Source organism: Pontivivens marinum (assembly GCF_900231835.1).
GTDB classification, from domain to species: Bacteria; Pseudomonadota; Alphaproteobacteria; order Rhodobacterales; family Rhodobacteraceae; genus Pontivivens; species Pontivivens marinum.
On record NZ_OCTN01000001.1, the window covers coordinates 40,367 to 64,688 of the forward strand.

Below are 24,322 nucleotides of genomic sequence, written 5' to 3' on the forward strand. Positions count from 1 at the left end.
TGGGATCAATTGATTGAGGGGAAGGAGGGCGTGTCGGAACCTGCACGCCAATAGGTCAGCATCGCATCGGTCGGTTCCATGAGTGAGATCGAGAACCCGCCCATTTCCTGTGTCGTCACATAGCTACCGATCATCGGGGCAATGGCGGTGATGCCATGGCGCGCCAACTTGTCACGGGTTTCGTTCCAGATGGTCAGCTGCTCCATCATTGTGGTGCCGCCCATGCCGTTGATGATAACGCAGGCACGCCCGCCATCCGCGATGGGGCGGTCGGCCAGTAGTTTGTCCACCATCAGATCAACCAGATCCGCAATCGGCCCCACCTTGACCCGACCCACACCGGGTTCACCATGTACGCCCATGCCCAGGAAAATCTCATCATCCGGCAGGCTGAACATCGGCTGGCCGGTCAGTGGTGAAACACCCGGCGACACAGCCGCAGCCAAGGTGACGATGCGGTCACGCACTGCCTCACCCAGATCGAACAGCTCTTGCAGGGGCATGCCCTCCTCGGCTGCCGCACCAAGAATTTTGTAGATGAACATCGTACCGGGGGCGCCGCGACGATCCTTCTTACGCTCGGGCGGCGCAGCGGATATGTCGTCATACATCGGCAGGTGCAGCACGTTAATGCCCTCGTCCTGCGCCATCATCGTGGCCGCGCGCCCGTTAATCATGTCGCCGGAATGCTGCGAGATCAGCAGGATCGTGCCCGCCTTGCCCGAAACCTCGGCAATGCCATCCAGCACCAGATCGGCGGAGGGTGCGGCAAACACATCGCCCACCACATTCGCGTCCAGCAGGCCCTGCCCAACAAAACCCATCGCAATAGGTTCGTGGCCGGAGCCATTGCCGATCAGCAGCGTGACCTTCTCATCCGCGTTTTTCGCATTGCTATCGCGCACGATGACACGCGGATCGCTGGTGCCACGCTTGACCTGTGGATAGGCCGTGACGAAACCGTCGAGCATATCGTCGACCATTGTTTCCGGGGTGTTAAACAGCTTTTTCATGCGGTGGCTCCCACCTCGGCCAGAGTTTGCAGGAAGATCACAACCGAAACGGAACCGGGGTCGATATGGCCTTTGCCCCCCTCCTCAACATATTGCGAACGTCCACGCCGTGCGACGAGCGGTTTGGTGCTATCACGCCCTGCGGCGGCCGCAGCAATGGCGGCATTCAGATCGCCGACCTTCAGCGCATCAACGGCGGGGGACAGCGCATCAACCATGCTCTTGTCGCCGACCTTTACCTCACCCAAGTCGCAAATGCGGTCACAGGCGGTTTGCAGGCCCTGCGCCAGATCGGCGCCGGTGTCCAAATGAGACTCAATCGCGATCAGGATCAGCCCGAACAGCGTGCCGGATGCGCCACCCGATGCGCGCATAAATGCCTTGGCGCGCAGGCCATCCGCAGCACCGGCTGCCTTGGTCAAACCGCGCAACATGGTCGAGCCATGATCGCCATCCCCGACAGCCGCATCCAACGCATTCAGATGCGCCATTTGATCCGAGAATTTCTGGTGCAGTTGGGTGAAAAATAGCTCAGCTGACATGGTCAAAAACCTCCCTCAGATATTTGAGCGTTTGGATCGCGGCCTGTGTTGGATCGGGTTCGATATCGCGCCAGATGTTCAGGTCGGCACTGGCAGGATTGCCCGCCATCACGAACATCTCCGCCACAACCCAGCCGTCATAGCCGATGTCACGCAGCGCGGCGGCATCAGCGGGGAAGTCGTAACGCCCGCTGCCCGGCACACCGCGATCATTGTCGGATACGTGGTAATGGACCAAGGTATCACCCGCCGCGCGCAGGGCTGCTGGCGGGTCTTTTTCCTCGATATTCATGTGAAAACTGTCGAGCAGGACGCCGATATGATCCGACCCTGCCGCCCGCGCAATTGCACAGGTTTCCGCAGCGTTTGAGGTCAGGTCGCCCTCGAACCGGTTCAGCGCCTCGATCCCCAGCTTTACGCCGGCGTCGGCCAAGACATCGTCCAGGGAGTTCAATGTCTTGGCCGCGCGCTCGGCCCGCGCGATCTTGTTAGCTGGATCGAAAACACCCCAAGGGGCAGCAACGACGCCAGCCAGACCGCGCGCGCCTAGCTTCTGCGTGATCGCGACCGCTTCGGTCAGGGTCGCGACAGCATTTGCACGCACATCCGCATCAGGCGATGTCGGGTCCGCATCAGGGCCTAGGCCGGTAGAGCATGTCAGCTCCAACCCGCAATCCGCAGCCTGTTTTCCGATCAGCTCGGCACGATCCATGCCAATGCCCAGCAGCGAAACCTCAACCCCGTCAAATCCGATATCCGCCGCAGTCTTGAAGATCGGGGCCGGATCATCGGCCCAGGTCTTCATCCAAAGCCCTGCATGAATTCCAAACTTCATCACCATCCCCGATGCTTCTTATTGTTACTACATATTAGTACTAACAAATCACGCAGGTCAACCGCCTATCACGCGGTTTCGCTGGCCCGCAACGCGCGGCGATTGATTTTACCCGACGATGTCATCTCGAAATCAGTGACAAAGGCGATCTCGCGCGGTGCCTTATAGGGGGCCAACCGCTCACGCACGTGGGTTTTCAGCTCCGCGATCAGGGCATCATCCCCGATTGCGCCGACGCTCAGGCGGATGAACGCCTTAACAATGCTACCACGATCCGCATCCGGTTTGCCGATCACGCCAGCCTCGGCCACCGAGGGATGGGCCAGCAGGCATTCTTCAATCTCTGCCGGACCGATGCGGAAACCCGAGGATTTGATCAGATCGTCCGAACGTCCCTTGTACCAGAAATACCCGTCTGCATCGCGCACAGCCAAATCATTGGTCCGCATGAAATCGCCAAGCCGCAGCTCCGCATCCTTCTCCGCGTTTTTCAGATAGCCCAGATAACGTGTTGGCGCGGTGTTCGGCGTTACAATCTCGCCCTGCTCACCATCGGCAACGTCGTTCCCATCCGCATCGACAAGGCGCACATCATGCCCCGGATAGGCAACGCCCATGGACCCCGGACGGCGTGGATACAGCGCCGCACAATTGCCGATCAGATGGTTCACCTCGGTCATGCCATAGAACTCGTTACACACGACCTTCAGGTTATTTTCGGCCCATGCCAGCGTTTCAGCGGCCAATGCTTCCCCACCGGTACAGATCACGCGCAAGGACAGATCATATTCATCACGTGGCTGCGCTGTTTCGGCTAAACGCTTGATCGCGGTTGGGGCTAGGAAAGTATGCGTGATCTTGTGCCGCGCCATAAAGTCATAGACCCATGCCGCCTTGAACCGCGCCTCGGATGTGACAACGGGGCGGCCAGCCAGCCATGCGGGGAACAGCATGTCGAGCAATCCGCCAACCCACGCCCAATCGGACGGGGACCAGAACACCGCATCCTCATCATGCATGGACAGGTCGAAAAACAGGCTGATCGACGGACGATAGGAGGCAAGCACACGATGCCCGTGCAAAATCCCCTTGGGCATGCCGGTCGAACCGGATGTGTACATCAGCAGGGCCGGATCATCGGCACCGGTATAATCCGGCGTGAAATCATCCGCCGCCGGCGTGTTTAGGATCACGGTAAGATCCGGTTCATCACCGGTGGTGCCCGACACGAATACATCGGTCAGGTGCGGGAACAAGGTCGCTGCCTCGGCGCGCAACGGGGCCCACGCGCCCTCAACGCTCAGCAAACAACGCGCCTCGCTATGGTTCATCGCATGCGCCAGCGCATCCGGCCCGTATAGCTGCGACAGGGTCACGGCGGTCGCGCCCAGCTTGCACACGGCCATATGCGCGATTGCGGTTTCAGGGCGCATACCGGTGTGCAAGCCGATCAGATCGCCGCGACCATAGCCCCGCGCGCGCAGCTCACTCGCCAATGCCGAGGCTTGTGCGTCAATCTCACCAAAGGTCCAATTCTGCAAGGAGCCATCGACCCCCTCGAACGTCATAGCGCGTGCATCCTGCCGCCCTGCCGCGATCTGCGCGCCGACGGTCATGTGGTAGATGTTTGCATCCGGTGCGATGTCGATCGCAATCGCGCCGTCCTGCCGGATCAGGCCAATCTTTGCCAGATCATCTGCGGACCACGCCTCAAAAACCTCAACGTTCATCTTCTTCCCCTTTATTATCTGTCAGTGTCAGCCACAGCCCCGCAGCGTCCCCAATCGGAACAGCCAAGCGGCCAGACGATGTTTTTTGTTCTGGATTGCACAGCCCGACGGTGCTGCTGCTGTCTGCCCCGTCGAATTTGACCAAGGCATAGCTGCTGCTGGCAGCATCCGTGCGGAACAGGATTTGCGCCCTGCCCGTTAGCGGCTTCCATCTCAGGTCCGTTGCACCACAGGCACCGCATTGGGCTCGAGCTGGAAAGGCCACATGACCGCACTTACCGCATGCGCTGGCCAGCGCATTTCCGGCCTGCAACGCCTCGAAATAGGGGGCCAGATCGCCCACCGGTATCGTGTAATCCAGACCAAGGTGATGTTTCATGGGGCCTCCAGAATGCTGACCGCATTTGATGTCGCGATGCCGCCATGCGTATCGACGAGTGCAAATCGAGGCTGGTTCTGCGCTTGCCTGCCAAAATAGCGGCCCTCAAGCTGCAATGCCGCCGCCAGAATTTGCGCGACCCCTGTCGCCCCAACCGGCGCGCCCTGCCCCAGCAATCCGCCGGACAGATTCACCGGCACCATGCCATCCGCCGCAAAATAGCCGTCACGCTCCGCCGCTAGTGCACGTGAATTCGCCAGCCCCAAGGCCTGCAACGCCTGAAGCTGTGCGCCGGAATAGCTGTCATATACCTCGGCCACGCCGATATCCGCAGCCGTGACCCCTGCCATTGCATATGCAAGTTGCGCCGCACGCTGTTTGCCCGCGAAAAATCCGGGATCGTGCCGCTCACCCAGTCGCACGGTATCCGTCGCACTGGCCGCCGCCCGAAACCGCGCACGCCCCGATCGCGCAGGCAAATCTGCGGTCCGCGCCAGAATAATCGCAGCCGCCCCATCGCTAAGCGGCGAGCAATCCAACCGCCGATAGGGTGAGGCCACAACCGGTGAGGCAGCAACATCCTGCGCCGTAATATCCAGCTGCAAATGCGCGTTCGCGTTGGCCCGCGCATGCGCCCTGTTGCGCACTGCAACAGCAGCGAAATCATCAACGGTTGCACCGGTGCGCGCCATAAACGCCTGCGCCGATAATGCATATAGCGAGGTTGAATCCACCCCCGTCATCCCATCAGTCCACGCATCAAAGGACAGGCTGTACAGCGCACCAACATCCGCTCCGCGCAGGTGCGAGGCAGATGGCTCCACCCCCAAAACCAGCACGCGCCGCGCCATACCGCTGGCCACATCTGCCACAGCGGCATGGACCGCCAAATGGCCCGAGGCACCGCCCCCCTCAACCCGCTTTGCCGCAACGCCGGTCAGACCGCATTCATCCGCCAGCAGTGCTGCGGGGTTTAGCTGTAGGGTGAAAAAGTCGCTCTCGGATGCGACGATCAGGCTATCGATATCGGACGCTTGCAAGCCCGCATCCGTCAGCGCATCACGGGTCGCACGTCGCGCCCAATCGCGGAACGAGCTGCCATCCTTGCGCCGGTTGAATGGCGTCATCGCACCGCCCGCAAATGAAACATCCGAAATCATAGCGTCCCCTCACGTGGTGGTGTCCTGCGCAGGGCAATTCCCAGCAGCAGAGCAATCGCGTTCAACACCAGTATCGCCAGCATCAGTCCCGACAGCCCCGATAGGGTCCAGATCAACCCTCCGACAGCCGGTCCCGTCGCCATCATCAGCAAACCGACCATCGCAATTGCCCCCAAACCGCGCCCCATATGCGAGGGTTTTAGGTAGATCTGTGCCAAACTGGGACGCAAAATTGTGTGAACGCCGTAGCACGCGCCCTGAATAATCAGCGCGACGTATACCGCAATGGACCCCGTCCCTAACACCAGCAGCAATGCCGCCGGAACGCAGAGGCAGATGAACATAACCATCGCGCAATTTTGGGGGCTAAAGGCACCGCCGTAGTACTTCCACAATGTCCGACCTGCTATCTGGGCAGGCCCCAAAATCGCCAATGCCAACATTGCAGCAGTCGCATCGCTATGGGCCGCGCTCAACGCGACGGGCAGCAGGAATAGCAGAATTGAGTGCCCCATCATCACCAGACCAAAGGACAGCGCGATCAGCACCGGCCCCCGATCCAACGGCAATTTGGAGGCATCACGCACGATCTGGGTCGCAGGTGCGCCCTCAACCGGTAGAAACATCAGCCCGATACTGGCCAGCCCGGCAAAGACCAGCACGATATGCTGCCAGCCCATCACCGATGACAGCCCGATCACCAGCGGAAATGTCAGCAAAGTCGCAAACCCTGCGATCAACGTCACCGTCGCGACAGCATCTGAGCCGGCAGGCTGCAATCGTCGCATCATTACGGCAAAGCACGGCTCATAAAGCGTGGCCGCCATACAGGCCCCCAGCAGCACGACCAAAGCACTAAAGATCATGCGGTCGGACACTTGCGACACGGCGACCAGCAGGATGATCGCGGCAATGGCACCGCCCCGCATGACCCGCGCCCCGTGCCCTGCATCAATCAAACCACCAACCACCGGCGCGCACAGCGCCCAGAAGATAAAGGCCAGCGTGTATGTGGTTGAGATGTGCAGCACCGGCCACCCCGTCTCAGCCGCGATATTGGCGGAAAGCGCGGGCAGCAAATAGTAAAAACCGCTCCAGAACAGCAACTGCGCAGCGCCGTGCGCGCGCACATAGCGGGCTTGGTCGTTGCTGTGATGCGGCTGTGCCATTCGCGCTCTTATCCCGACATATATGTTAGAACAAATTTGTACTACTCAATAAAGTGATTCAAGTCACCTGTCAAAATGCATTTCACATCAATGCGGCGGATATGGCGAAACAGGGAAAGCCACGCACCCCGGAATGCTCTAGGGCGGCTGCCTACAGCACCCGCAACGCAGCCGGGCGAAACCGAATAATTACGGTCGATCTACCGGCAGCAATTTGAGGCGAGACATGTCGTATGCTCACCCTTAGAATGTCCCGGCAGCGAACAGCCAAGGGCAGCGAATGACGATTACACATGAAGATGAACTCGATGCTCTAAAGGAAATCGGACGTATCGTTGCAAACACGATGCATGCAATGGCCAGAGCCATGGAGCCGGGCATGACAACCGGTGAGCTTGATGAGATTGGCCGCGCTCTATTACAGCGCGAGGGCGCAGTATCTGCCCCGCAATCGACATATGATTTCCCTGGCGCAACGTGCATCAGCATAAACGAGGAAATTGCCCACGGCATTCCCGGCAATCGCATCATTCGGGCGGGTGACTTGGTCAATATAGACGTATCAGCCTCAAAGAACGGCTATTTCGCTGATAATGGCGCGACATTCCGTGTTGGACCGGTAAAGCCGTCACTGGACCGCCTTTGCAGGGACGGAAAACGCGCAATGCAGATTGGCGTCAATCAAGTGGCCAGCAACAAACCTATTGCCGGAATTGGCAAGGCCATTGGCAAATTTGCGTCTGATCGTGGCTATACACTGATACAGAACTTGTGCAGCCACGGTGTTGGCCGAACCATCCATGAATACCCCGAGGAGATTGCGACCTGGCCCACACGCGGCGACAAGCGCCGCATTAACAAGGGGCTGGTTTTGACTGTCGAACCATTCCTGTCGAAAGGCGGCCTGTGGGCAACTGACGGCGATGATGGTTGGACGCTATATAGCGCCCCCGCCGCACCTGTTGTTCAATATGAGCATACCGTTGTCGCGACAGATCGTGGGCCTATTATCGTAACAGTGCCAAGCTGATACTGCGTTTCGCAACCACATGGACGTTCCGATTTGATGCCCCAAAATCATGCTGTTAATCCAGAGAGGTTCACATGTCCTATATCTACTGCATGCTGATCCTTGGTGTTATCGGCTTTCAGATCGCACTGATAATCGGCGCCCCGTGGGGCCGGATTACGCAGGGCGGACAGGTTGAGGGACCATTGCCGCGCTCCGGCCGTATCGTAGCAGCCATATCAATTGTTCTGCTGGCGGGAATGGCGCTCGCCATATTATCCACTAGCGGCCACTGGCCCCAGTGGCCGTCATGGACGGGATGGGTCGCCGTCGCGATAAACGCAATCATGATGGTGCTGAACTGGATCACGCCATCATCTGCGGAGCGAACGCTGTGGGGACCAATCACAACTGCGATCTTTGCACTCGCGCTAACGGTTCAGCTTTCCTGAACTGCACGCTTAGAACCCCATGACTACGGCTGCTCAAAACGGGGCTGCGCAACCGGCCTGCGCGCCAAACCAATAGGTAGCGTAATAATCGCAAGGCACCCAACCACCATGCCAACGCCAACCCATCCGAGGCTAGGCAAACGCTCCCCGACGATCAAAACGGCCAAAACAGCCGCCACCACCGGCTCCAGAAGTGTGATTACCGTTGCCATGCTCGCCTGCACGCGCGAAAGCCCGTAGCCAAAGGTAAGGTAGCCCAGAAACATCGGCACAGCGGCCATATAAATTCCGACCGCCGCATTGTTCCACGAGGTCAGGAACGGCCCACCCGTAACGACCAGCACCGGCATCAGCAACAGACCGCCGATACCAAACGTAGCCCCCATTGCCACCGATGAGCGCGTCCCCTGCAACATCATTTTGCGCGCGCTCCATGAATACAGTGCATAGGTCAGGCCACCGATCAGGCCCAAGAACACACCTAGTGGCACAGATGCACCGCCGCCTACGTCACCATGGGACACGTTTTCCGCTGCGCAGATCAACCCCATGCCGATCAACCCGACAAGCGCCCCAACGGACCACTGCAAGGTCAGCTTACTGCGATCCAGAACATACTCGATCAGCGCTGACAGCAATGGCGCGGAGCCAATTGTAATGACGGTCCCAACGGTTACGCCGGCTAACCGCATCGAACCATAAAAGGCCAACGGGTAAATCGCGACGGAAACCGCGCCAAGCAGCACCAGATGACGCTGATTCCACAGCGCGGCGCATGATCGCACAATGCCACGTCCCGCGACGAGGGCTTGTGCGACACCACCCACACCCATTGCCGCTGCGCCAATCGCCGCAGCGCTGACATCAGGGGCAAAGGTTGCTGCCGTGCCGGTTGTTCCCCAGACAAAAGCTGAAAACAGGATGGCCAAGACACCCCCGATTTGCCCCCGCATCACATCAAAGCCCCTGCAACATGTCGACGACCATCACCCTTGCCATGACAACCCGCGCACTGCTGCCCTCCAGCCCAGCCCGGGACATTGCACCCTCCAATAGAAACGAAATCTGGGCTGCCAGTATAATCACGCGCGCGGGATCATTGGGCAGCAGCTCCGACAAATGCCCTGCGAGGATGCTCTCGACCTGTTCTTTATGCCGTTTGACAGCAATCCGCCCGATGTCACCCACCTCTAACTCAGCCGCGGCATTTAGCAGACCACAACCGCGAAACCCTCGCTCATAGGCGAATTCTGCGTGATCCTGATAGGCGTCGAAAACCGCAAGAATACGTTGCTGCGGATTTTTTGCAGCCACCAAGCGGTCATCATAGAGCGCCAGCCATTCCGCATGACGCGCCTCGATATATTGGTTCACGAGGTCGGCCTTGGAGGCGAAATTATTGTAAAGACTCTTCTTTGCGACGCCTGCCCGCTCAACAATCGCATCGATGCCCGTGCCGCTAATGCCGTGATTGTAAAACAGGATCATGGCCGCCTGCATCAAACGGTCATATGCAGATTGTGTCGGTATTTTTTTCTGTTCGGTCATCAAAGCATCTCCACGATAGGTAGACCGGTATACCTATCTTCAAACCCTAACAAGATATAATAGCGCCCCAACTCCAACTAGAGGGGAGCAGTCAAAGCACCACTCTAGATCTGACACTCATCAAAATCACCTTATCTCATTGATATAGCAGTGATCTTCCGTAAGAGCCGCATGACGCATGGCCACCAGAGGGCGGTTCATTGAATCGTAGGACACAGCGTCGATATCCAGCAAGGCGCGCACCTCGGTTAAATCCAGATGCATCAGCCGCAAATCCTCAGCCGTGGCGATACGGGCGGCCAGACGCTCCCGAACGGCGGCGATTTGCAGGCGGTGGTTTTGCAGCAGCCACTTATACAGCAAAACAGGCGCGTCCTTTACATCCGCAGGAAAGTCAGGCGCCCGCGATAATGGCAGCGTCACCCGATCAATCATAACAACACGGCCCTGATACAGACGTTCCCGCAGCATAAAGGCAACAGGCGCCCCGACCTGAATCTCCAACCGCTGCGCCTCCGCTGCGGTTGCAGGGCGATGGCAGGTGTCAATCAAACGGGTTTCAGAGGTCATCAACTGACCCTCGTTCGAATGCAGCCGGTAATACCGATAAAACTGCGACATTGAATGATGCGGGGTGCGCCCTGTTACCACCGTACCCGTTTTGCGCCGACGCATGATAACGCCCTGCGCGGTTAGATCAGCCATCGCTCGACGGATCGTCCCATATGAAACACTGAACTGCTTGGCCAATTCTGTTTCAGGCGGCAGGACAAAACCTTCCCCCCATGTGCCCAGAATGATCCGGCGCATGATCCGGTCCTTGACCTGCTCATGCAGCGGCGCCTTGACCAAGGTATCGGTCAACTCTGCGTCATCTTGCAGCTGTTCGGCGGTGCTGGCTCTGTCCGTCATCGCAATCTCCGTTCACATGCTGTTCGACAAATAACTTGAAACCACACTTGCATCCTGAGGTCTATCCGTATTTCTATATAGGTATGAGAAATGAAGAATCAAATTCCCAGCTCTCCGCCCTACCTGCCCCGGATGCAGGTTCCATGGTTGCCGCCCTGTCGCGCCTAGTGGAATTGGCGACACCGATGCCGCCCGCCGATAACTATGCGGGCTTCGCGGATTTGGTTGAGGAACTTTTCGCCCCGCTCGGCTGCACCGCCATGCGGGTTACTGTTCCGGATGAGTTATGGCAGGGGCCGGGCCTATCAGGCGCACGGGTGAACCTGCTGCTGACGCCGGATATCCCGGGCACGCATGACCTGCCTGAGGCGATGATCTACTTCCACACCGACACCGCGCCCGCTGGCGACGGCTGGTCCGTGCCCCCGTTTCAGGTGACCCAGCGCGACGGCAAACTGATCGGTCGCGGCACCGCCGATATGAAGGGAACAATCGTCGCCGTGCGCGATGCGCTGCTGCGGCTTTCCGCGCAGGGCGACGCAAAGATGGCGTTCAAACCCGTTCTGGCCTTTTGCACGGATGAGGAGGGCGGCACCTATCCGGGCATCCGCTACCTTGCCGAAACACAACCCCTGCCCGAGGTTCTCCTAAACCTGAACGGCACCGCCGAACCCCGCATCTGGGCGGGCTGCGTCGGATCGCTAGATATTACCGTTACGATTACCGGTCAGGCCTGTCATTCGGGTGAGCCTCAGCGCGGCGTAAACGCAGTAGAGATTGCCCTGCCGGCAATGATGGCCATGCAACTGTTGAAATCCACGGTTGAGGCACGCGAAACCACCCTGCCCCCACCGCCATGGGCCACCGGCCCACTGCGCGCACGCCTGAACGTCACCGCGATCCATGGCGGCGACAAGGGATCGGCCATCCCCGGTTCGTGCACGATGACCATCAATCGTCGCTATATAGCCGAGGAAACCGAAGCAGAGGTGATTGCCGAAATCCGCAACGCCCTTGCCAATGCCTTGGATAACAGCGCCGCGCTGGATTGGGGCATGCAAATCACCGGCCACTTGCCGCCTGTTGCAGATCCCGACGGCCCCGCCACCGAGCGCTGGACGCAGGCCCGCGCCCGCGCCTTTAACCTGCCAGTATCCGCGTTCACGCGATACGGGTCTGGCACATCATCTGATTTCGGCTGGGTACAACGGGCCGGATTGCGTCACATGCTGCTGGGCGGCCTGATGCGACCGGATCGCAATGTCCACGGACCAGATGAATTCACGACCATTCAGGATTTATGTGAACTGTCTGATGCAGTTGCATATTTTCTGTCTGAACTACCCTGATATCCGCCATCAAGAGCAGAGACAGGATTGCTATACCCAACCCAACAGAAGGACCTCCCCAATGACTTCTCCATTTAACCGTCGCGGCTTTCTGAAAGCCACCGCAGCAGGCGCCACATTGGCCACCATGCCCGGCCTTGTGCAAATGGCACAGGCGCAAAACATCCAGCCTGGCGGTACGCTGCGTCTGGCGCTGAATATCACACCATCGGTTCTGAACCCGATGCTGTCGCGGCTGAACTCCGAATACCTGCTGGGCGAGCTGCTATATTCCGGCCTGACCGTTCTGGCGCCCGACATGTCCGCCCAACCCGATCTGGCCACGGAATGGAGCGCGAACGAGGACGCCACCGAATGGCGCTTTACCCTGCGTGAAAATGCTGTGTTCTCGAACGGGCAGCCTGTCACCTCCGCTGATGTTGCTGCCTCCTTTGCCAAGCTGCTGGACCCTGCAACCGCTGCACCGGGCAGCCGCAACCTTGGCCCGATTTCCGAGGTTGTCGCAGATGGCGACTTTGCCGTCATCATCCGCACCGCATCCCCCTATGCCGACCTGCCAGTCGCGCTGACCTATCCAACGGCAAAAATCCTGCCCGCCAGCATTGTTGAGGGCGATTTCGACAGCCTGATGCAAACGCCCGTCGGCTCCGGCCCGTTCCGCATGGCAGAATACCGCCCCGATGATGTCGCCATTGTTGAGCGGAACCCGGATTACTTCATCGAGGGCCAGCCCTATCTGGATCGTGTCGAGGTTAAGAGCTTCCCCGATGCCGCCGGTGCCGCCGCCGCCATGCTGGCCGGAGAGGTCGATATCCTGACCGAGATCCAGCCAACAGATTACGCCCGCATCGCCGATAGCGACGGTGTGACCGGTCTGCGTTCCCCCTCGGGCCGTTTCCTCGACGTTGTGATGGATTGCACTGTGGAGCCATTCAACAACCCCAAGGTACGCGAGGCCCTGTCCTATTGCGTCGATCGTGAGGCAATGGTCGAGTTGGTCGCAGAGGGCTACGGCACCCCCGGCAACGATTCCCCCGTGAACAGCGCCTATCGCTATAACGACGATGCACCCCTGAAATCCTATGATCCAGAGCGGGCAAAAACATTGCTGGCCGAAGCAGGGTATCCGGACGGGATCGAGATCGAGCTGATCGCCTCCACCCGCCCCGGTTACCGTTCCGCTATGGCGGTGGTTCTGCGCGAAATGGCGCGCCCCGGTGGGTTCGATATCTCGGTTCAGACGATGGACCACCCCTCCTATCTGGATCAGGTCTGGAAAAAGGGTAAGTTCTACGTTGGTTTCTACAACATGCAGCCAACCGAGGGGACGATCTTCAACCTGCTGTTCACCTCCGGTGCGAACTGGAACGAAACCCGCTGGAACAACGCCGAATTCGATCAACTCGTGCTCGAGGCAGATCAAACCACGGATGAGGCAACCCGCGCCGATCTATACGCACAGGCGCAAAAACTGATGCGCGACGAGGTGCCGGCACTGGTGCCGTGCTTCTTCGATCTGCTCGGCGCACAGGCCGATTATGTCGAGAACTACGTCCAGAACCCGCGTGGTGCGAATTATGCTCTGCACACTGTCGCGTTAGCTGCGGATGCACCAACGCGCTGATTTGCAAAAGACGCGGCGGGGGCCTCCCTCGCCGCGTTTTTCTTGGCCCCACCGACGACTGAGGAGCACCCATGTCGGCCACCTTCCTTTTGCGCCGTATTGCCTATCTGGCTCTTACGGCACTGCTGGTCTCGCTGATTGTATTCAGCGTTACGCAGTTGCTGCCCGCAAACGCAGCCACAATGATCCTAGGCGAGTATGCAACGGACGAGGCGCTGACGGCGCTGAATGCGAAACTCGGTCTGGATGATCCGGCCTTGGTGCAATACGGACGCTGGCTGGGCGGGGTGCTGCAAGGTGATTTCGGCACCTCGCTGCGCACCGGACAACCGGTAGGCCCCACCATTCTGGATGCGCTGGGACGCTCCGCCATTCTGGCCGTGTTCTCGCTGCTGCTGGTGTGCGTCATCGCCATCCCGCTGGGCGTTATCGCAGGCAGCCGCCGCGGTGGGCCCGCCGATCTGGGCCTGTCCGTCGTCAGCTATCTGGGCGTGTCCCTGCCCGAATTCGTGCTGGCAACGCTGCTGCTGGCATGGCTGGCCGGTCCGGCAATCGGGATGTTTCCCGCATCCGGCTACACCCCGTTTTCCGAGGATTTCGGCGACGCCCTGCACCACATCGCCCTGCCCGTCATAACGCTGACGATCATCCTGATCGCGCATATCAGCCGCATGGTCCGGTCTGAAATGGTGGACACATTGCAAAGCGATTTCGTGCGCGCCGCCCGCCTGCGCGGATTGTCCAAGCGGCAGGTGATCTATGGTCACGCGCTGCGCAACTCCATGCTGCCCGCGATTACCGTTATCGCACTTGATGTCGGCTATCTGATCGGCGGCGTGATCGTGGTTGAGGAGGTCTTCGCCTTTCCCGGCATTGGCCGCCAGCTGATCCTCGCCATCCAGAACCGTGACCTGCCCATGCTGCAAGCGGGCGCGTTGATTATGGCGCTGACCTATGCCCTCGCCAACCTGATGGCCGACCTTGCCTATGCCGCACTCGACAAGAGGATCCAGTTCAAATGAGCACGTTTTACGCCCTCTTGCGCAACCCGCAGGGTGCCCTTGGCCTGTTGATTGTCACGATCCTGCTGATCGTCGCTATCTTTGGCCCTGTAATTGCCCCGAATGACCCTGAATCGTTCAACTTCGGATCACGCTTTGCCGCGCCCTCAATGGAATTTCCGTTTGGAACCGACTGGTATGGCCGTGACCTGTTTTCACGCATCCTGATCGGGGCACGCTCCACGGTGCTGCTAGCCATCCTCGCCACCGTGATCGGAACCGGACTAGGCGCGATTATCGGCGTGTTGTCCGGCTATCTAGGCGGCTGGGCGGATGAGGTGATTATGCGCCTGACCGATGCGATCATGGCAATCCCGTCACTGCTGTTCGCGCTGATGATCCTTGCGGCGCTCGGTTCCTCAGCCTTGAACGCGGTGTTGGCTATCGGCATCGCCTTTGCCCCCGGAATGGCGCGCATTGCACGCTCCGTCACATTGCAGGTTCGCGCGCTGGATTACGTTGCTGCCGCACAGGCACGGGGTGAGAAGTTGGGCTGGATCGTTCTGGCCGAGATCTTGCCGAACACCATCGCCCCCGTGATTATAGAGGCAACAATCCGCGTCGCATTCGCCATCATGACATTGGCCACACTGTCCTTTCTGGGCCTTGGCGCGCAACCCCCCTCGCCCGAATGGGGCCTGATGATCGCCGAAGCACGCGACCACCTGTTCCGCAGCCCATGGCCCGTCATCGCACCGGGCATTGCAATTGCGCTGGTCGCGATCGGCTTCAACCTACTCGGTGACGGATTGCGCGATGTCCTCAACCCAAAGACGGCGGATTGATCATGACAGACACGCTGACACTGAACGATTACGGCCTGTGGTACGACACCCCGTCCGGCCCCGTGCGTATCCTCGACGACATCTCGCTGCGGATTGCCAAGGGTGAGGTGCTAGGACTGGTGGGCGAAAGCGGCTCTGCCAAATCCTCGCTGGCCAATGCCATCATCCGCGATTTGCCCGGTAAGGTGCATGCCGAACAGGGCACTATCCTGCTGGGCGATCAGGACATCACTGCGGCCAGCGGTGCGATTTTGGAAAAGCTGCGCGGGCAACGCATCGCGATGGTTTTCCAGAACGCCGCCACCACGCTGGACCCCGTGCAAACCGTGGGCAACCACCTGATTGAAACGTTGGAGCGCCACACAACTGCCCAGGGTCAGGCCGCCACCGCCCGCGCGGTGGAGCTGATCGAGATGGTCGGCCTGCCCGATCCGCAGGCCATGCTGACCCGTTTCCCGCATGAGATTTCGGGCGGTGAAAAACAGCGCGTTGTGCTGGCGCTGGCCTTTGCATGCGAACCCGAACTGATCCTGTTTGATGAACCAACCTCGGCGCTGGATGCAACCACGGCGGCAACGCTGCTGGACCTGTTTCGGGATTTGCAGGCACGCACCGGCGTTTCGGCGCTGTTTATCAGCCATGATCTGGGCACGGTGTCGGATATCGCACACCGCGTTGCAGTCATCTATGGCGGGCGTATCGTTGAGGAGGGCGCGGTCGAAACCGTCTTCTCCGACCCGAAACACCCCTACACTCAGGCACTCATGGCCAGCCTGCCGCGCCCATCTGATGGTCGCACAAATCGCGGGCTTGCCGGTACGGCGGCCCTGCCTGCACCACGGCGTGGGGAAATACCGCCCTGCATCTTCTCCGCCTCGTGCCCGCATCATGACGCGGCCATCTGTGATGCGCAGCAGGTTCGCCTGACCGATAGCGATGACCGGCGCACCGCCTGCGCCCGCGTGGCCAAGGGGCAGATATTACACACGCCTGCGGCACCGAACCCTGCCCCCTCGCCCCGTGGCGACGATGCATTGCTACAGGTGGAGTCGCTAACGGTGTCCTATGGCTCGCAGCGGCTGATCGACTCGCTGCGCAATCGGATCAGCCCCCATGTTCGGGCGGTTAACAACGTGTCGTTCAAGGTACGGCGCGGTGAAACACTGGCACTGGTGGGCGAATCCGGCTGCGGTAAATCCTCGCTGGCCCGCGCGCTTTCCGGCCTGTACGCCCATGACGGCGTGACCCGTTTGGGGAACGAAATTATACCCTCGAACAGCCCCGCATGGCGTGCACGGGTCCAGACGATCTTCCAGAACCCTGACAGTTCGCTGAACCCGCGCCACTCCATCGGAACGATCCTCGGCCGTCCGCTAAAGCTGATCCGAACCGATCTGGCACCACAGGATCGCGCGGCGGAGGTTGCGCGCCTGTTAACCCGCGTTCGCCTGCCCGCCGATTATGCCGAACGGTATCCGCACCAATTGTCGGGCGGCGAAAAGCAACGGGTGGCGATTGCCCGTGCGCTGGCCGCGCGACCCGATGTCATTATCTGTGATGAGATCACCTCCGGCCTCGACGCGGCGGTTCAGGCGGCAATTGCACGACTGCTACGCGAAATTCAGGCCGAGAGCGGAACCGCCCTCGTCTTTATCACGCATGATCTGGGCATGTTGCGCCACATCGCGGACCGCGTTGCCGTGATGTATCTGGGTGAGATGGTCGAAATGGGCGAGGTTGCCTCACTCGATACCGCGCCATGGCACCCCTATACCGAGGCGCTGTTATCCTCGTCGCACTCCGTTGATCCGGACAGCGAAACGCGCCGCGTGCGCCTGACCGGAAGCCTGCCCAAACGCACCGAAGATCTCGCCGGTTGTCCCTTTGCATCCCGCTGCCCCCGCCATGTGGGCGCGATTTGCGACAGCCAGCAACCACCCCGTCGCCATCCCGCGCCGGACCATGAAATCCTCTGCCATATCGACGCCAGCACGCTATCCGCCGTGCCGCCGATCTGGCGCTTTTCCGACCAATTGGAGACCCAGCAATGACCCCCGAAGATCTGATCGCATCTGTTGACGAACAGGCCTGCATCGCGCGCCTACAGGATATGGTGCAGCACAAGAGCTTCTCCGAAACCGAGGGTGAGCGCGCCCTGGCCGCGCATATGGCCGACATCCTGCGCGAAATCGGGCTGGAGGCTGAACTGCAACCCGTTGAGGGTGAGCGCGTAAACGCCATCGGCCGGTTCAAGGGGACAGGTGGCGGCAAGAGCATCCTGTTTAACGGCCACCTCGACACCAATCCCGTAACAGCCGGCTGGACCGTGGATCCATGGGGCGGCGTTGTGGATGACGAATTCATCTACGGTATCGGTGTGTCGAACATGAAGGCAGGCGACGCCGCCTATCTGTGTGCCATGGAAACCATTCTCAAGGCAGGCCTGCGCCCCCGCGGCGATGTCATCCTGTCCTTTGTGGTTGGCGAATTGCAGGGCGGAATTGGTACGGTTCGCATGCTGGAACAGGGCGTCACGGCGGATTACTTCGTGAATTCCGAACCCACAGATATTGCGGCAATGACACTACACGCCGGCGCGTTCTCGTTCCAGATCGAGCTGACAGGCGACACCCGCCATTTGTCCAAGCGTGAGCAAGCCTGCGATGCATTGGCCGCCGCCGCCGCCCTAGTCCCGCGCATTAACAACCTGACGTTCAAGGGGTCCAAATCCGACGATCACCGCAAGGTAAATCGCGGCCATGTCGGCGTTGTTCGCGCTGGTCTGGGTGACACATTCGAGGAATGGCGCCCTCCACAGGTTGCCGACCGCGCCAAAATCCTCGGCACATGCCGCTACGCCCCCTCGCAAACCATCGACAGCGTGATGGAGGATATGCGTACCCTGCTGCGCGCGCTGGAACTGGAATATCCCGGCCTGAAATGGTCCGTGGACAGCTACGATCAGCGCAAGGGCAAACCACAAATGCCTCCGTTCGAGGTTTCACGCGACGCCACAATCGTAAAGGCCGTGAACAAGGCATATGAGGCCGTGCGCGGCGCCCCACAGCCAACCGGCCCCATCGCACCATCCTGCTTTTACGGCACCGACGCGGCCCACCTGGCCGCCGCAGGCATCGAGGGAGTGGTCTGCGGACCGGGTGGCGAATTCAACACCATGCCGGATGAGCGTGTGCGCCTGACCCAGTTCATTGATTGCGTAAAGGTCTACATCCTGACCATCGCTGAAATCTGCGGGCTGGAGGAAGCATGACCATCCCCGCCCCCTATTTCGACCGCGTCGAACGGCTGCGCACCCAAATGCGCGCCGTGGGGGCGGATGTTTTCCTGTGCGACCATGCCGAAATGCTGGCATGGTTGACGGGCTACACGGTGTCCGAAACCTTCTATCGGGGCGTTGTTGTGCCGCTGGACGGTGATCCGGTCTGGGTTCTACGCGAAATCGACGTTGTTCCCTGTCGTGCCGCGACATGGGTCGGCACGGTCCTGGGCTATGCCGATCACGCCGACGCCCACGCCGTGATGGCCGAGGTGATCGGACGCTTCGCCCCTGCCAATATCGGCGCAGATTTTACCTCATTCGGGTTCACGGCCTATACGCGCGACCGGTTGGGTGAGCTATTGCCCGAAGCTCGGTTTACCAATCTGCACGACGTGTCGAACCAAATTCGCGCAGTCAAGGATGCGGGCGAGATCGAAAACACCACCCGCGCCGCTACAATTGCAGATGGCGCGATGGCCGCGATCACAGCTGCGCTAGAACCGGGAATGCGCCCACGGGACGCCGCCGTAATCGCGGCGCATCACTACCTGACAAACGGGTCCGATGATTATTGGGTCGGGCCGATCTCCATCTCGCGTCGGGCCAGTGCGGGCGGGCACGGAATGGGATTTTTGCACGCCACCTTCACCGAAAACCGGCTGGCAGATGGCGACATCCTGCATGTGGAGCTGGTGCCACGTATCGCGAACTACTCCGCCCGCTTCATGCGCTCAATCGCGATTGGAGCCCCACGGGACGAGGATATCGCAACCATGGCGCGGATGCAGACCCTGCAAGACGCGCAATTCGCGGCGATCCGTCCGGGGGTCAAAGCAGCAGATGCCGATGCCGTGCTGCGCGACGCAATGCTGGCCGAGGGCCTGCGCGAGACCTACCCCAACATCACCGGCTATCAACTGGGCCTATACGCAAAAACGCCCCGCTCATCCGATACCTCGCTCAGCCTGCATCCCGCCGCGAATTGGCAATTTGCACAGGGCCAGATTTTTCACCTGTACACCACGGCGTGGGGCCTGGCCCTGTCGGAAACCGTGGTCGTTACGCAGGACGGATGCCAGTTGCTGACCAAAACACCACGCCGAATTTTGCAAGCATCCGAAATCCTGTAAGGCACGCACAGATCCGACGGATCAGGGCGCAATCGGCACACCTGATTGCGCCCTATTTTTATGTCGTCGGGCGTAGAAATAGCGGCACATTTCTGCGCGCAAAATTCTCAAAATCCACCGCGCAATATAGTTGCGATCACAGGGGTTCACGTTCACGCACAGGCCCTTATTCCATTGGCGAAAACCCATATGTCCGGCATTCAAGTTATTCATTTACATAAGGATTCGACCCGGATGTTGAACCGCCTGACCCTTAGAAATCTATTCATTGCCGGCCTGATCGGAGAACTCGCCTTCGAAGCCTACGCACATCTGCTATCCCCACTGCTGTTCGGCGTGGCCCTACAACCCGCCAATCTGGTGGCCGGCTTGTTTAACATCTATCTGGGGATCAGCCTGTCCTATATGGTCGCCTTCCTGATCCATTTCGCGGTGGGGATATTCGCCTTTTCAGGCTTTGTGCTGGCAACGCATTTGGTCACACGCACCAAGCTGATCGTGTCGGGCGCGATTGCAGGGTTCGTCCTGTGGTTCATCGCCCAAGGGTTTCTCGCCCAACTGGTCGGGCGCAGCTTCATGATGGATTTCGGCGTCTACACCCAATCCTCGTTCATCGGGCATGTCGGCATGGCCGCTCTGATGGGGTTTGTGATGTCTAAGCTGGACACCGCAAAACAACCGGTCGCGGCCTAGGATCAGCGTCGGCCTGCGATACAGCAGGCCGACAGCATTACGTCAGGCGCGCATGCGGCTGTAATCGGGATCATACGGGCCGCTCTCAATGATTTCCGCAGCAACAGGCGCGCCAATCACATCAATGGTCAGGCCCGTAGCGGTCGCATATGCCGGATCAACAAAGGCATAGGCGATGTTCAAACCCGTGCGATGCCCCCAATCGCCCGAGGTAACAGTCCCGACAATCTGACCGTTGGACCGAACGGATGCACCACCATGCGCGGGCGCATCAGTGGTATCGACGGTCATCGTGACCAGCAGTCGCTGCGGTCCGGCCTCGACCCGTTTTTGCAAGGCTTCCTTGCCCACGAAATCATCCTTTTCCATCTTGATGAAGCGGTTCAGGCTTGTCTCAAACGGATCAAATTCGGTCAGGATATCGGCCTTCCAATGCAGGAAGCCCTTTTCCACCCGCATCGAATCCACGGCCCGTGCGCCGAATAATTGCAGACCATGCGCCTGCCCCGCCTTGCGCAGCGCGGCATAGGCCGCATGCAGGTTTTCGTTGGGCACGTGGATCTCATAGGCCAGCTCGCCTGAGAAGCTGATGCCCAGCACAGTTGCAGGCGCAATGCCGATATGGGTTTCACGCACCGACAGCCACGAGAATGCCTCACGCGACCAATCGCCCCGCGCGGCGGCGGCAAGAACGTCCCGCGATTTCGGCCCGGCCAGAACCAGGATCGTCTGCGCATTGGTCAGCGATTTGATCTGCACATCCTCATCCGCGCGCAAATGGGTTTGCAACCAATCCATGTCATGGAATTCCGACGCAGCAGCCGACCCGTACCAGACACGGTTCGGTCCACGGTCCGAGGCAGGGATATTCGCAATCGTCGCCTCACCCTTTAGCATTCCATGTTCGTTGAGCAGATAGCCCAATCCGACACGCCCCCAGCGTTTCGTCACCGTGCCGCACATCATCCGGTCGAGGAAGCTGTGCACGTCACCACCCGTCAGCTCGAACCGGTTAAAGCCTGATACCTCGGTCATGCCAACGCCGGTCATGACGTTCTGCACCTCCGCCGCAACAACGTCGTGCACCTCGTTAAAGCGGAAGCCCAGCGTCTCCTCAAAATCCGGCGACGGCTTGATATAGTCGATGCGCTCCCACCCGTTGACGATGCCCATCTCGGCACCCTCAGCGACGAAAACCTGCGTCAGCGGGGTCGTCTTCATCGGGCGGGCAGCGGGGCGGTGTTCGTGGGGGAAGTGGAACCGGAATTCGTTCTGGTAATCCTCAATCGCCTTTAGCGCCGTCAGTTCAACCGTCGCATGACCGGTAAAGCGTCGTGGATCGATCACCCACGTATCGTATTGCGCCTCACCATGCACAATCTGCTGCGCCAACATCCAACCATGGCCACCGCCCTCACCCAGACCTGCGCGCAGGCCGATGATGCAATAGGCGTTCCGTTTACCGGGGATCGGACCAACCAGCGGCGCACCGTCGATTGTATAGGTGATCGGGCCGTTAACGACGTGCCTGATACCGGTTTCCATCAGGGCTGGCATCCGCTCGAACGCGCCCTCCAACACATCGGTGATGCGGTCCAGATCATCGGGGCACAGGGCGTTGGTGAATTTCGGATCGATCCCGTCCATGCCCCAAGTGCGACAATCCTGCTCATAAAATCCTAGCAGCAAGCCACCCTTTTCCTGACGGCAATAATAATCGCTGATCGGGCAGCGCAGCAGCGGCATCCGATGGCCCGCCTCCGCAATTGACGGAATATCCTCGGTCAGGAAATACTGATGCTCCATCGAGGCGACAGGATGCTGCACCCCCATCATCGCGCCAATCTCGTTACAACGATAGCCGCCAGCATTCACGACAATCTCACATTTCACATCGCCCTTTTCGGTGTGAACGGTCCATGTGCTGTCTGCATGCTGAGTCAGGCCAGTGACAGGCGTGTGGCGGTTAACCTCGGCACCGGCCAGACGGGCGCGACGGGCCAATGCTTGGCACAATTGCGCGGGGTCAACATCACCATCCGTCGGGTCCCATAGCCCGCCCAACAGGTTATCGGTTGAGATCAGAGGGTGCCGCCGCGCGCATTCTTCCGCACCGATCACCTCAAAATCAACGCCCATCCCCGCTGCCATCGAGGCGAAATGGCGATAGCCATCCATCTGCGCCTCGGTATTGGCCAAACGAATGCCGCCATCGCCGTAATTATAGCCGACCGGATAATCCAGATCGTCGCGCAATTCCTTGTACAGGTTGATCGAATGCGTTTTCAGCCCGACCATGGTTTGCGTCATACCAAAATTCGTGACCTGCGCTGCCGAATGCCATGTCGTGCCGGAGGTCAGCTCATCCCGCTCGATCAACATCACATCGGTCCAGCCCTCCTGCGTCAGGTGGTACAATGCGGAACATCCTGCGATGCCACCCCCAATCACAACAACACGAACCTGATCCCGCATGACATCTATCCCGACTTGAAAATAACCCTGCGAACATGCATCCGCACAAGCAGCAGTTCGGTCAATGTGAACGAATCAGTTCCTGTATTTTCGAAACTGTCTTTGCAAAATCATATCGGCAGCGCTCAATCGCCCTCACCCAAAACGGTGAATTGCTCTGATAACCACGGATACATCGCACAGGCGGGTTCAACCGCCTCACGCCGCACAATCTGGCGCAGCAAACCGGTGATGGCCTGCAAGGTCTGATCGTCAAAATCCGCCCGTGCGCTAACGGTCAAGGTTCGCGCAAATGCCGCAATCGGCAGGGGGTGCAACCGGACCCTGTCGGCAAACCGCTGGGCGCGCATGAACCCGATGGGCGTGACAACGGCCCATCCCTCGCCCCCTGCGATGACAGCCATCATGGATTGCACGCTATCGAACGAAAACCGGTTCGCCAGATCAATCCGGTTGCGCGCCAGATGGGCCTCCACCTGCTTGCCAATCAAATGCCGCCCGCTGAACCGGATAAAGGGCAGATCGCTACCCTTCAACAAACCCGCAGGCACCACGTCCAAATCCTTGGGCAGCGCCATGACAAAGGGATCATGCACCAATTTCAGGCTAGAAACGCCCGTACTGCGCCCCGCAATATTCGAGGAAACAGCAACATCAATTCCCCCCCGCCGCAGCATGTCATCCGCCTCGTGGCTCAGAATATTGCCAATGGATAGCGCCGCATGGGGCATCTGGCGGGCGAGTATCACCGCCAGCTCTGGCGTTACGCTGCTCTCGAAATCCTCGACAATACCCAGCCGCAGGGACCGTGTGCCCAGCAGGCCCGAAATCACTGTTTCGCTGGTGGCACGGCGTAAATGGATCAGGCCCTTGGACAAATGCTGCGCCGCCTGCGCTCCCTCTCGTGTTAGGGTAAAGGGCCGCGACGACCGGTCAAACAATGTGGCGCCCAGTTGTTCCTCCAGCCGCGCAATCTGGTGCGAGACGGATGAAATCGACAGCCCCATTTCACGGGCCGCAACCTGCATCGATCCCGATTGCGCCACACGCTCAAACGCATCCAATGCCTGCAAGGAAACCCGTGGAAGTGACAAATCCGCGCCCCTATTGTTTTGGGAAAGCCGGAACTCTGCGGCAGCACCCACACCATGTCAAATCAGCGCCTATCCGAATGAG

22 protein-coding genes are annotated in these 24,322 nt (G+C 59.6%); 10 read left to right on the plus strand and 12 right to left on the minus strand.

Features of this window, described 5'->3' with window-relative positions:
* Positions 1-5: 5 nt before the first annotated feature.
* The 7 genes from CR254_RS00180 to CR254_RS00210 form a co-directional block, all read right to left on the minus strand.
* A complete protein-coding gene (locus tag CR254_RS00180) occupies positions 6-1,013 on the minus strand; it encodes a dihydroxyacetone kinase subunit DhaK (RefSeq protein ID WP_097927796.1) in 1,008 nt (335 codons plus the stop codon).
* On the minus strand, positions 1,010-1,555 hold the full coding sequence (locus tag CR254_RS00185; RefSeq protein ID WP_097927797.1) for a DAK2 domain-containing protein: 546 nt from the start codon (positions 1,553-1,555) through the stop codon (positions 1,010-1,012). Before CR254_RS00185 ends, CR254_RS00180 begins: the two co-directional genes overlap by 4 nt.
* Positions 1,545-2,360, minus strand: coding sequence for a sugar phosphate isomerase/epimerase family protein (locus tag CR254_RS00190; RefSeq protein WP_180955838.1), 816 nt, complete (start codon positions 2,358-2,360; stop codon positions 1,545-1,547). Before CR254_RS00190 ends, CR254_RS00185 begins: the two co-directional genes overlap by 11 nt.
* Positions 2,361-2,458: 98 nt before the next feature.
* Complete coding sequence (locus tag CR254_RS00195; RefSeq protein ID WP_097927799.1) at positions 2,459-4,120, minus strand: acetate--CoA ligase; 1,662 nt, start codon at positions 4,118-4,120, stop codon at positions 2,459-2,461.
* Complete coding sequence (locus CR254_RS00200) at positions 4,110-4,499, minus strand: Zn-ribbon domain-containing OB-fold protein (RefSeq protein WP_097927800.1); 390 nt, start codon at positions 4,497-4,499, stop codon at positions 4,110-4,112. Before CR254_RS00200 ends, CR254_RS00195 begins: the two co-directional genes overlap by 11 nt.
* Positions 4,496-5,659, minus strand: coding sequence for a thiolase family protein (locus CR254_RS00205; protein ID WP_097927801.1), 1,164 nt, complete (start codon positions 5,657-5,659; stop codon positions 4,496-4,498). Before CR254_RS00205 ends, CR254_RS00200 begins: the two co-directional genes overlap by 4 nt.
* Positions 5,656-6,828, minus strand: coding sequence for an MFS transporter (locus CR254_RS00210; protein ID WP_097927802.1), 1,173 nt, complete (start codon positions 6,826-6,828; stop codon positions 5,656-5,658). Before CR254_RS00210 ends, CR254_RS00205 begins: the two co-directional genes overlap by 4 nt.
* A 280-nt stretch (positions 6,829-7,108) precedes the next feature.
* Between CR254_RS00210 and map the strand changes: the two genes are divergently transcribed.
* Together map and CR254_RS00220 are read left to right on the plus strand one after the other, a co-directional pair.
* The gene (gene map / locus CR254_RS00215) at positions 7,109-7,858 is read left to right on the plus strand and encodes a type I methionyl aminopeptidase (RefSeq protein ID WP_097927803.1); all 750 of its coding nucleotides are present in this window, start codon (positions 7,109-7,111) and stop codon (positions 7,856-7,858) included.
* A gap of 74 nt (positions 7,859-7,932) precedes the next feature.
* Positions 7,933-8,289, plus strand: coding sequence for a hypothetical protein (locus CR254_RS00220; protein ID WP_097927804.1), 357 nt, complete (start codon positions 7,933-7,935; stop codon positions 8,287-8,289).
* Positions 8,290-8,312: 23 nt separating this feature from the next.
* Here the strand turns inward: CR254_RS00220 and CR254_RS00225 are convergent, their stop codons facing one another.
* The 3 genes from CR254_RS00225 to CR254_RS00235 all read right to left on the minus strand — a co-directional run bounded on the left by CR254_RS00225 (position 8,313) and on the right by CR254_RS00235 (position 10,749).
* A complete protein-coding gene (locus tag CR254_RS00225; protein ID WP_245851324.1) occupies positions 8,313-9,218 on the minus strand; it encodes a DMT family transporter in 906 nt (301 codons plus the stop codon).
* 28 nt (positions 9,219-9,246) lie between these two features.
* Positions 9,247-9,837 (minus strand): TetR/AcrR family transcriptional regulator, encoded by a 591-nt coding sequence (locus tag CR254_RS00230; RefSeq protein ID WP_097927805.1) that lies wholly within the window; start codon positions 9,835-9,837, stop codon positions 9,247-9,249.
* Positions 9,838-9,963: 126 nt separating this feature from the next.
* Positions 9,964-10,749 (minus strand): GntR family transcriptional regulator, encoded by a 786-nt coding sequence (locus CR254_RS00235; RefSeq protein WP_097927806.1) that lies wholly within the window; start codon positions 10,747-10,749, stop codon positions 9,964-9,966.
* A gap of 143 nt (positions 10,750-10,892) precedes the next feature.
* Here CR254_RS00235 and CR254_RS00240 point away from each other — a divergent pair, with 143 nt between their 5' ends.
* The 8 genes from CR254_RS00240 to CR254_RS00275 all read left to right on the plus strand — a co-directional run bounded on the left by CR254_RS00240 (position 10,893) and on the right by CR254_RS00275 (position 20,671).
* Positions 10,893-12,098 carry a M20 family metallopeptidase gene (locus CR254_RS00240; protein ID WP_180955839.1) on the plus strand — a complete coding sequence of 402 codons (1,206 nt, stop codon included), beginning with the start codon at positions 10,893-10,895 and terminating at the stop codon, positions 12,096-12,098.
* 61 nt (positions 12,099-12,159) lie between these two features.
* A complete protein-coding gene (locus tag CR254_RS00245; RefSeq protein WP_097927808.1) occupies positions 12,160-13,722 on the plus strand; it encodes an ABC transporter substrate-binding protein in 1,563 nt (520 codons plus the stop codon).
* A 71-nt stretch (positions 13,723-13,793) separates the two neighbouring features.
* Positions 13,794-14,744 carry an ABC transporter permease gene (locus CR254_RS00250; protein WP_097927809.1) on the plus strand — a complete coding sequence of 317 codons (951 nt, stop codon included), beginning with the start codon at positions 13,794-13,796 and terminating at the stop codon, positions 14,742-14,744.
* Entirely contained in the window at positions 14,741-15,568 is an 828-nt protein-coding gene (locus CR254_RS00255; RefSeq protein ID WP_097927810.1) for an ABC transporter permease, read from the plus strand. The genes CR254_RS00250 and CR254_RS00255 overlap by 4 nt, the downstream gene beginning before the upstream one ends.
* 2 nt (positions 15,569-15,570) lie before the next feature.
* Positions 15,571-17,619 carry a dipeptide ABC transporter ATP-binding protein gene (locus CR254_RS00260; protein WP_097927811.1) on the plus strand — a complete coding sequence of 683 codons (2,049 nt, stop codon included), beginning with the start codon at positions 15,571-15,573 and terminating at the stop codon, positions 17,617-17,619.
* On the plus strand, positions 17,616-18,839 hold the full coding sequence (locus CR254_RS00265) for a M20 family metallopeptidase (RefSeq protein ID WP_097927812.1): 1,224 nt from the start codon (positions 17,616-17,618) through the stop codon (positions 18,837-18,839). The genes CR254_RS00260 and CR254_RS00265 overlap by 4 nt, the downstream gene beginning before the upstream one ends.
* Complete coding sequence (locus CR254_RS00270; RefSeq protein ID WP_097927813.1) at positions 18,836-19,978, plus strand: M24 family metallopeptidase; 1,143 nt, start codon at positions 18,836-18,838, stop codon at positions 19,976-19,978. Before CR254_RS00265 ends, CR254_RS00270 begins: the two co-directional genes overlap by 4 nt.
* A gap of 234 nt (positions 19,979-20,212) precedes the next feature.
* A complete protein-coding gene (locus CR254_RS00275) occupies positions 20,213-20,671 on the plus strand; it encodes a hypothetical protein (protein ID WP_097927814.1) in 459 nt (152 codons plus the stop codon).
* Between the two features lie 42 nt (positions 20,672-20,713).
* Here CR254_RS00275 and CR254_RS00280 read toward each other — a convergent pair whose 3' ends face one another.
* Positions 20,714-23,146 carry a GcvT family protein gene (locus CR254_RS00280; RefSeq protein ID WP_097927815.1) on the minus strand — a complete coding sequence of 811 codons (2,433 nt, stop codon included), beginning with the start codon at positions 23,144-23,146 and terminating at the stop codon, positions 20,714-20,716.
* Positions 23,147-23,271: 125 nt separating this feature from the next.
* Positions 23,272-24,240, minus strand: a complete 969-nt coding sequence (locus tag CR254_RS00285) for a LysR family transcriptional regulator (RefSeq protein ID WP_145996683.1) — start codon at positions 24,238-24,240, stop codon at positions 23,272-23,274.
* Positions 24,241-24,322 lie beyond the last annotated feature (82 nt).